The sequence below is a fragment of the uncultured Fibrobacter sp. genome, assembly GCF_947305105.1.
In the GTDB taxonomy this organism is placed as follows: Bacteria; Fibrobacterota; Fibrobacteria; order Fibrobacterales; family Fibrobacteraceae; genus Fibrobacter.
This window is the reverse complement of the sequence record NZ_CAMZCS010000001.1, coordinates 329,842-339,581: the sequence shown is the minus strand read 5'-3', so window position 1 is coordinate 339,581 and position 9,740 is coordinate 329,842. Positions and strand designations below refer to the sequence as shown.

Genomic DNA, 9,740 nt, shown 5'->3' with positions numbered 1-9,740 from the left:
GTAATCTTGGCCAACGCCTGGTAAACGTTGTAAGTAAAAGAGTCGTAGTTGTCGATGATGATAATCATGTTTTTATCCGCTTTTTTTAAATTTTTAATTCAGGGTTGTTGTTAGGTGTCGGTTCTCAGTAGGAAGTTAGAAGTAGGAAGTAGGAAGTTATTGTTTAATATCTACCGCCTACTGTCTACTTCCTACTGCCTACTGTCTACTAATTTTCCCCCTCCAGTACGGCTCTGATTGCTCCGAGCTTTTCGTTCGTTTCTTCAAATTCGCGGTCGGCGTTGCTGGCCGCGACAATGCCACCACCGGCCTGCAGGCTGATGGTCTTACCCTGTTTGAGGCAGCAACGGATTGCAATACAGAAATCCAAGTCACCGTCGGATTCCATGTAGCCCACCGCACCGGCGTAAAAACGGCGCTTGACTTTTTCGAGGCCAGAAAGGATTTCAATCGCGCTGATTTTCGGGGCGCCACTCACCGTACCGGCCGGGAAGCTGGAGCGCAGCACTTCGATGGCCTTCTTGTTCTTCGCCACACGGCCCTGCACGTCAGAGACCAGGTGAATCACGTGGCTGAACTTTTCGCATTCCATGTACTTGGTGGTTTCCACCGTACCGGCTTCGCAGACGCGGCCGAGGTCGTTACGGGCCAAGTCCACGAGCATCAGGTGTTCGGCGCGTTCCTTCGGGTCGCCCTTCAGGTTCTTCATCAGGGCTTCGTCTTCCACGTCGTCCTTGCCGCGGCGGCGGGTGCCTGCAATCGGGTGGATGGTGGCGATGCCGTCACGCACGCGCACCAAGCTTTCCGGCGATGCACCGATAAACTGGTGCGTGCCGTAATCGAGGAAGAACATGTACGGAGACGGGTTCACCGTGCGGAGGCGGCGGTAAATGTCGAGCGCTTCGATGTCGCTTGCAAACTGGATGCGGCGGGAAGGCACTGCCTGCACGATGTTGCCGGCGATGATGTGCTTCTGCAATGCTTCAACCTTTTCGGTGTATTCCTTGCGGGACTGTTCCAGGTCGGTCATCGTGATGCCCTTGCCGTACTGCTGTTCCGGGGCGAGGTAGCTGAAGTCGAGGTCGGCGAGGCGAGCCTTCACACGCTCGATGGCGGCCTTCAAGTCAATCTGGTGTTCTTCGTAGTTCAGGGCGAACAGGTGAAGCTTTTCGGTAAAGTGGTCGAACACGATGTAGATGTGACCTACCAGGAATTCAGCTTCGGGAATGTTGAGTTCGTCGACCTGCGGGGCGAGGCGAATGGTATCGCAACGGGCACAGAATTCGTAACCGAGGTAGCCCACACCCGAAGAAGGAATAGGAATCTGGTTGGGCGGCACCGTGTTTTCGGCAGAAATCAGCGTGAGGGCGTCGAGAATATCACCTTCGCCTTCCTTGAGGAACGTGCTTTCCTTGCCGTCGATGATGATGCTCACGTCCTTCTCGTTCTGGCGCAGACGGAAGCCTTCGTCCACCATCAGGGTAGAGTAGCGGCTACGGCCGTGCGAGAAGCTCGCCGATTCGAAGATGGCCTTCGCGCCGAGCTTCTTGCCGAGCGAAAACGGGGTGTAACGTTCACCGGGCAGCGCCACGTAGATGCTGTCGGTACGGGGTTCGTAGTTAGGACTTTCCGTAATGTGCTTTGTTGCGGTTGTCATGTTATCCTCTGGTTTAAAAATTCGTTTGCCTTTTTCGTTTCGGGTTCCGCAAAGGCTTTTTCGTCCCGGAGGATTTCGTTTTAAGCAAAAAAGGAAGGCCTCCGTGAGTCCGGAAGCCTTTGCTTAAAATCTTGGGTGATTTGTTACAAATACCGGGCTCTATGTCAGAGTCCGCGCCACCAACGACGGTTAAGGGTTGCACTTGTTGCGTAAATCATCATGGCCCAAAAATATCTATCAAAAATCCGGTTGTCAAGGGGTTGCGTAAAAAAAGTTCATTTTTTTTGCGTTTTCCCCATTCATGACCCCCTACCTATATATATGTTATATGCTTCCGACCACGCGTTTTGCGTCGGCCATGGCACGCACCACGAGGGAGGCGCCATTCGCACAGTCGCCCACCGCATAGATGTGTCGAGCCGGATCCGGGATAATCGCCGTACGCGGAGTGAGTTGCAAGCCCAAGTCGTTCACGATGCCTTCGGCAGGCACACCAGTGAATCCCATGGCGAGCACCACCAAGTCGGTATCGATGACTTCGGTAGAATTCGGGACTTCGTTCGGTTTGAGCGGGCGACCCTGCGGGGACATTTCCCATTCCACGCGAACCGCTTCCACGCCAGCTACGCGACCATCCTTCACAATGAACTGCTTGGAAGAAACATTCCAGCGACGTTCGCCGCCCTCGTGCTGGGCATAGCTGGTGCGCAGCATGTACGGCCAATCGGGCCACGGCGTAGACGGAGAACGTTCCTCGGGAGGCTTGGGCATGAATTCCACCTGGAGCACGCTTTCGCAACCTTCACGGATAGCCTTGCCCACGCAATCGTTACCCGTATCGCCACCGCCAATCACCAAGACCTTGCGGCCCTTCGCGCTGAACTTTTCAGGGTTAGTTTCACCCGGCATTTCGGCACCATGCAAGAAGTCAAGCGCCAAGAAAATTCCTTCGGCTTCTCGGCCTGGGATTTTCAGGTCACGGGCGTTCGGCGTACCAATGGCGAGAAATACTTCGTCAAAATTCTTGTGGATGTATTCCGCAGCGATGTCTTTCCCGATTTCGGTATTGTAGACAAATTTGATTCCAGCTGCTTCAAGTAACGCGATACGACGATCGATAATGGACTTGTCGAGTTTCCAGTTCGGGATGCCGTAACGCAGCAAGCCACCAGCCTTCTCGTGCTTTTCGTAAACCGTAACCGCATAACCTTTGCGACGCAAAGCCTCGGCAGCAAACAGGCCCGAAGGACCAGAGCCAATGACAGCCGCAGTCTTCCCGTTCGGTTCGGCAGCAGGGAGCTTTACGCGACCTTCCTCGAACGCCGTCTCAATGATAAATTTTTCGATTTGGCGCACCATTACCGGGTCGTTATGCACGTTGCCAGTACAGGCCGATTCGCAAAGCGCGGGGCAAACACGGCCCGTAAATTCCGGGAAGAACGCCGTCTTACTGATGATATCGTAAGCGCGTTCCGCATTCCCCACAGAAATCGCCGCATTGAATTCGGGGATAAGATTTCCAAGTGGGCAACCCGCACCATGGCAGAACGGAATTCCGCATGTATGGCAGCGGCCCGCCTGATTGATGACCTCGATCGAGGTGAGCTTGCGCTCGACTTCGTTGTTGTCCTTGACACGCTCTTCAACAGGGCGATAGATGTCTGCGATTCGGTTAGTTTGCTGCATAATAGACTTCAACTTTTATAGTTAAAATTTTAATGTTTCGTAGGAAGTTAGAAGTAGGAAGTAGGAAGTTTCATAATCGCGGCAAAGCCGCCTTACTATCACTGTCTACTGCCTACTGTTTACTGTCTACTTTCATTTAACCCTTCTTTGCCAAAGCGTTACGGTAATCAACAGGGAATATCTTCACGAACTTCGGGCGTTCGCTGTTCCAGTTATCTAGAATACGCTTGCCCTTTTCACTACCGGTTGCCTGAATATGCTGGTTGATAATATCAAGCAGTTCACGTTCACTTTCCGTACCCGGAAGCACGCTTTCAAGGTCGGCAGAATCCACGTTGCAGCTCAGGTCAAAGTGACCCGTTTCGTCGTAAACGTAGGCAAAGCCACCCGTCATACCTGCAGCGAAGTTCACGCCCACGCGGCCGAGCACCACTACCCTACCGCCAGTCATGTATTCGCAACCGTGGTCACCCACGCCTTCGCTAACTAGGAGCATACCCGAATTACGGATACCGAAGCGTTCACCAGCGAGACCGTTGATGAAAATCTTACCCGAAGTTCCGCCATAACCGATGACGTTACCTGCAATCACGTTGTCTTCGGCCTTGAAACTTGCATTGCTCGGCGGACGCACAACAATCTTTCCGCCCGAGAGGCCCTTGCCCATAAAGTCGTTCGCTTCGCCTTCAAGGTCGAGCGTAATACCCGGAGCAAGGAAGGCACCGAAACTCTGGCCAGCGACACCCTGCAAATGAATCTTGATGGTGTCTTCGGGGAGGCCCTTCACGCCAAAGTGTTCGTCCACCTCGCCCGAAAGTTCCGTACCCACCGTACGGTCGACGTTGTGTACCACCGTGCAAAGTTCCACAGCCTTGCCGCTCTTGAGCGTGTCGGCCACGAACGGCAGGAGTTCACGACGGTCGAAGTTTTCAAGCGGTTCCTTCACAAAGTTCTTATCGAAGGACTTGATGCCACCATTGACGGTTTCGAAAATCTTGGAGAAGTCGAGGTTGTGAGCCTTGTAGAAGGCAATCGCCTCGTCGCGTTCCAGGAGGTCGCTACGGCCGCAAGCTTCAGAGAGGCTCTTGAGGCCAAGGCTTGCGAGAATTTCGCGGACTTCGTCGGCGATAAAGAAGAGGAAGTTTTCCACATATTCGGGCTTGCCCGCAAAACGCTTGCGGTAGTCCGGATCCTGCGTGGCGATACCCATCGGGCACTGGTTCGTATGGCACTTGCGGTCCATCACGCAGCCAAGGCTTACGAGAAGGTTCGTGGCAAAGCCGAATTCTTCGGCACCGAGGAGGGCAGCCACCACCACGTCACGGCCTGTCTTGAGCTGGCCATCGACCTGGAGCTTGATGCGCCCGCGCAAGTCGTTGAGCACAAGGGTCTGTTCCGCTTCGGCAATACCGAGTTCCCACGGGAGACCGGCATGCTTGATGGAGGTAAGCGGAGATGCACCTGTACCGCCATCGTGGCCGGAAATCAGCACCACGTCGGCATGGGCTTTGGCGACACCCGCGGCAATCGTACCCACGCCCACTTCGGACACAAGCTTCACAGAAACACGGGCCTTCGGGTTGGCGTTGCGCAAGTCGTAAATCAACTGCGCCAAATCTTCGATGGAGTAAATATCATGGTGCGGAGGCGGAGAAATCAGCGACACGTTCGGGATAGAGTGACGGATACGTGCCACGAACTCGTTCACCTTATGGGCTGGCAGCTGGCCACCTTCACCGGGCTTTGCGCCCTGGGCCATCTTGATCTGCAAATCCTTCGCATGGCGCAGGTAGTCAATCGTCACGCCAAAGCGGCCCGATGCCACCTGACGAATCGCAGAGCTACGAATATCGCCGTTCGGTGCCGGAGTATCGCGGTCGGGGTCTTCACCACCTTCACCGCAGTTGCTCATGGCACCGATGCGGTTCATTGCAATGGCAATCGTCTCGTGAGCTTCCGGGCTCAAAGAGCCAAGGCTCATAGCGCCCGCCACAAAGTGATGGATAATGGATTCGCGGGATTCAACTTCGCTAATATCGATCGGAGTCGTCTTCTTGAACTTGAAGAGGCCGCGCAAAGTCGCCTGACGTTCAGACTGGTCGTTGATGAGCTTGCTGTAGACCTTGAACTTTTCGTAGTCACCACCCTGCACTGCCTGGCGGAATGCGGCAAGCGACTGCGGAGTCCACAGGTGCTTTTCGCCTTCCTTGCGGAACGCATACTGGCCACCCGACTGCAACACCTTGCTTGCATCGGCAAATGCAATCTTCTGGCGCTCGCCCACTTCGCGGGCAATCTCTTCGAGGCCGATACCTTCGATACGGCTTGCCGTACCCGGCAGGAACTTCTCGATGAGTTCGTGGTTCAAGCCCACAGCTTCGAAAATCTGTGCACTGCGGTAGCTGCGGAGCGTGGAGATACCCATCTTGCTCATGATCTTGAGGAGGCCCTTGTCCACAGCCTTCACGTAATTTGCAGCAGCCGTCACCGGGTCCACATCCAAGTCGCCGTTATGGCACATGTTGGTAATGCTCTCGAATGCGAGATACGGGTTGATGACCGTCGCACCATAACCGAGCAACAGCGCAAAGTGCATCACTTCGCGCACTTCACCAGACTGCACAATCAAACCGATTTCGGGGCGCACGCCCGCTTCCACTAGGGCGCGGTTCACGCAAGCCGTCGCGAGGAGCGAAGGTATAGGCACATAGCCCCAGTCAATATTCTTATCCGAAAGCACGATGATATCGTATTCATCATTCACGGCACGCACAGCATCGCCAGCCAAGTTCTGCAAGGCAGCTTCCAGCACGGAGCCGTCACCGCCCAACGGGAACTGCATCTTGAGCACTTTCGCCTTGAAAGCCTTGTCACCAATGTTTTCAAAGCGGCGAATTTCATCTTCGGTCACAATCGGGCGCGGAATCTTGATAAGGTGCGCCTGCTCCGGAGTTTCTTCGAGGATGTTGCCGTGGTTACCGATGTAGGTCGTCAAGCTCATCACGAGCTCTTCACGGATTGGGTCAATCGGCGGGTTCGTCACCTGGGCGAACAGCTGCTTGAAGTAGTTGAACAGCGGTTGCGGCTTGTCCGAAAGCACTGCAAGCGCGGCATCGTTACCCATGGAGCCAATCGGCTCGGCACCGTTCTTGGCCATCGGCTGCAAGATGATGGAGAGGTCTTCGGCAGAATAACCAAAGCGCTTCTGCTGCACCAGAATATCTTCGGGAACGTCAGACGGGTTGATTTCGCTGAAGAGCCCGCGCACGCTCATCTTGTTCTCAGCAACCCAGCGGCGGTAAGGCTTGCTACGCGCCACCTGAGCCTTCATCTCCGCATTCTTCAGAATACGGTGGTTTTCGAGGTCGAGGTAGATAATCTCACCGGGTTTCAGGCGGCCCTTTTCTTCCACTTCGTCGTCGCGGAGATCAAGCACGCCCGTTTCGGAGGCCATCACGAAAAGACCGTCTTTACATAAAGTGTAACGTGCCGGACGGAGGCCGTTGCGGTCGAGAATCGCACCCGCATTCACGCCATCGCTGAACGCCACGGCAGCCGGGCCATCCCACGGTTCCATGAGCATCGATTCGTACTCAAAGAACCCGCGCACGTCGCGGCCCAGGTAGTGCTTCTTGCCCCAAGCCTGAGGCATGAGCATCATCATCGCATGCGGGAGGCTACGACCCGCTGCGACGAGGAGCTCAAACATGTTATCAAGGCTGGCCGAGTCACTCTGCCCCGCCGGAACGAGCGGGAAAAGCTTCTGCAAATCATCGCCGATGATATCGCTCTTCATGTGCGGTTCACGGGCACGCAGGCTGTTGAGGTTACCGCGCAGCGTATTGATTTCGCCGTTGTGAGCGAGGTAGCGGAACGGGTGCGCGAGCGGCCAAGTCGGGAATGTGTTCGTGGAGTAACGCTGGTGAACAAGTGCAATCGGGCTTTCGAAATCGAGATCGTTCAAATCCTTATAAAAGCCTTCAATCTGACTTGCCAAAAGCAGGCCCTTGTACACAATGCTACGGCGGCTACAGCTGCAAACATAGAGGCCCTTGCAAGCCTTCTCCATCAGACGGCGAACAACATAGAGTTTAATATCAAAAGCACTGTCGGAATCAAAAGCGGAACCGTCAAAGAATGCCTGGCGGATATGCGGCAACGTTTCGCGGGCCGTATGGCCAATCTTCTCGGGATTCACCGGCACCTCGCGGAAGTTCAGCAACTTCACGCCCTCAGCAGCGGCAATTTCCTTGATTTTTGCATCAAAAGCGGTAGCCTCAAGCGTATTGTCCACAAAGAACATCGCCACGCCATAGCGCTCCGGGAGTTCCGGGTTCACCTTGCGGAAAAACTTGTGCGGCATAGAAAGTAAAAGACCCGCACCGTCGCCGGTTTCCGGGTCTCCACCTGCTGCACCGCGGTGCATGAGCCTCTTCAAAACAGTAATACCCTGCAACACAATCTGGTGCGAGGCAACATTATTAATATTAGCGACCAGGCCGACACCACAGGCGTCGTGTTCGTTCATTGGGTCGTAAAGTGCTTGAGCGTTCATAAATGTCCTTTTCTAGCTTTTTGCGCTCATCATTTGCAAAATCCGTGCCAAACATGTAAAACACCCGTCAATTATTGAAAATATGGTCAAAAATGTAAAAGAATTGACCTATTTCAAGAAAACCAAATAAAAGCGATTTCATTTTTTGTAAATCCATCTAGTCAACTTACATAATCTGTAAATACAGTAAGGATGCAAGTATCTAAAGCTAAAGTGCCCCCATTCGAACAAAAAGCAATATTTATATTTGCTTCATGTTCATTTGTGAAAACGAACCGATGTGCAAGCACACCTCCTTTAAAGTCGGAGGTCCGGTACGCTACTTTGCAAAAGCCGAAACGGTCGAAGACCTGAAGGCAGCCATGACTCTCGCCCGCGAAAAGGGGCTCCCCTACTTTATTTTGGGGAACGGCACGAACCTGCTCGTCTCGGACAAAGGTTATGACGGGGTCGTCATCACGTTCGCCGGGGAATTTTCGGCAATCGAAGATTTAGGGAACGGAGCGTTCAAGGTCGGCGCAGCTGTTCCGCTCGGAAGGTTCGCACGTACAACGCTCAAACAGGGTTTTGCAGGGATTCACAAGCTCGCCGGCATTCCGGGAACACTAGGTGGAGCAATTTACATGAACGCGGGAGCTTACGGGCAGGAAATCGGTAGTTGTTGCACACAGGTGAAAGCTCTTGACGAAAGCAGAACCGTTCACGAAATTCCGGCCAACGATTGCAGCTTCGGATATAGACAAAGTATTTTTCAAAAGAACAAGGCAATTATTCTCTCAGCGACATTCCAGTTGCCAGCAGCAAGCGCCGAAGGCAAGACTGTCGCTAACCTCGAAGCAGAACTTGCCGAATGTATGGCCAAGCGCAAGGCAAGCCAGCCGCTCAACATGCCCAATGCCGGTTCCACGTTCAAACGCCTCGACAAAGGGGCCACCGACACTCCGGCACAGATTGCACCTGGCTACTATATCGAGCAGGCCGGACTCAAGGGTTTCCGCATCGGTGGCGCCGAAGTCAGCACGCTCCACGCAAACTTCATCGTGAACGCGGGTGGAGCAACCGCCGCAAACATCAAAACATTAAGCGAATACGTACAGCAGAAAGTCGCCGACAAATTCGGGATTCAACTCAAACGCGAAATAATATTGCTAGGGAATTTTGAGTAAGGAGTTGTCAGTAGTCAGTTATCAGTTGTGAGTTATGAGCGATAAAAACCTCATGGCTCAAAGCGAGCATGCGAGCTATACAAGACTTGCCAATTTATTGGCTTAGTCGTTGTTATGCCCTATGGGTAGACCTCATACCTTGCGGAGATTGCTTCAGGGCTATTCGCCCTTCGCAATGACAACCAAGGCGAATGCCACGCCAAAACGCTTGCGAATGACATTTTTTTATTGTTCGTCGTCTACTTTTTTAGGCACCGGATCAAATCGATTCAATATCCGCGTAATTACCGCATACACCGCACCGCCAATCAAACCACCGACTAAATCGGCGACAAGATCCAGCACGCTGCTGTCGCGGCCTTCGGTAAATCTCTGGTGGAATTCGTCAGTGCATCCGTAAGCAAGAGCAAGCGCCGCCACAACGAGCACGCGCAGCCACTGGCGTTTGGACCATTCAGCGCGAGTCCACAGCATGGCATAACAGCCGGCAAGCGTTGCATATTCGCAAAAGTGCGCCAGCTTGTCCCAAATATGCGGGAATTCTTCCAGCTGTTCCATCGTCATCGACGAGAGTTTGAAAATGACCGCCATGCAAAGAATACAGGGAACGGCGCGGAAAAAAGGATACTTGCTAAAAAGCGACTCAAACATCTTGGCGGCAAATGTAGAATAATTA

At 53.5% G+C, this 9,740-nt stretch carries 5 protein-coding genes; 1 reads left to right on the top strand and 4 read right to left on the bottom strand.

What is annotated here, in order from left to right:
- Positions 1 to 208: 208 nt before the first annotated feature.
- The 3 genes from Q0Y46_RS01405 to gltB form a co-directional block, all read right to left on the bottom strand.
- Positions 209 to 1,657: a chorismate-binding protein gene (locus tag Q0Y46_RS01405; RefSeq protein ID WP_297944003.1), complete on the bottom strand. Its 1,449-nt coding sequence runs from the start codon at positions 1,655 to 1,657 to the stop codon at positions 209 to 211.
- Positions 1,658 to 1,981: 324 nt separating this feature from the next.
- Positions 1,982 to 3,343, bottom strand: a complete 1,362-nt coding sequence (locus tag Q0Y46_RS01400; protein WP_295685071.1) for a glutamate synthase subunit beta — start codon at positions 3,341 to 3,343, stop codon at positions 1,982 to 1,984.
- 136 nt (positions 3,344 to 3,479) lie between these two features.
- Positions 3,480 to 7,898: a glutamate synthase large subunit gene (gene gltB / locus Q0Y46_RS01395; protein ID WP_297944000.1), complete on the bottom strand. Its 4,419-nt coding sequence runs from the start codon at positions 7,896 to 7,898 to the stop codon at positions 3,480 to 3,482.
- A 254-nt stretch (positions 7,899 to 8,152) separates the two neighbouring features.
- Between gltB and murB the strand changes: the two genes are divergently transcribed.
- The gene (murB, locus tag Q0Y46_RS01390) at positions 8,153 to 9,064 is read left to right on the top strand and encodes a UDP-N-acetylmuramate dehydrogenase (RefSeq protein ID WP_297943995.1); all 912 of its coding nucleotides are present in this window, start codon (positions 8,153 to 8,155) and stop codon (positions 9,062 to 9,064) included.
- A gap of 225 nt (positions 9,065 to 9,289) precedes the next feature.
- On the opposite strand, the gene Q0Y46_RS01385 is transcribed toward murB, so the two are convergent.
- A complete protein-coding gene (locus tag Q0Y46_RS01385) occupies positions 9,290 to 9,715 on the bottom strand; it encodes a VanZ family protein (protein WP_297943992.1) in 426 nt (141 codons plus the stop codon).
- Positions 9,716 to 9,740: the final 25 nt, after the last annotated feature.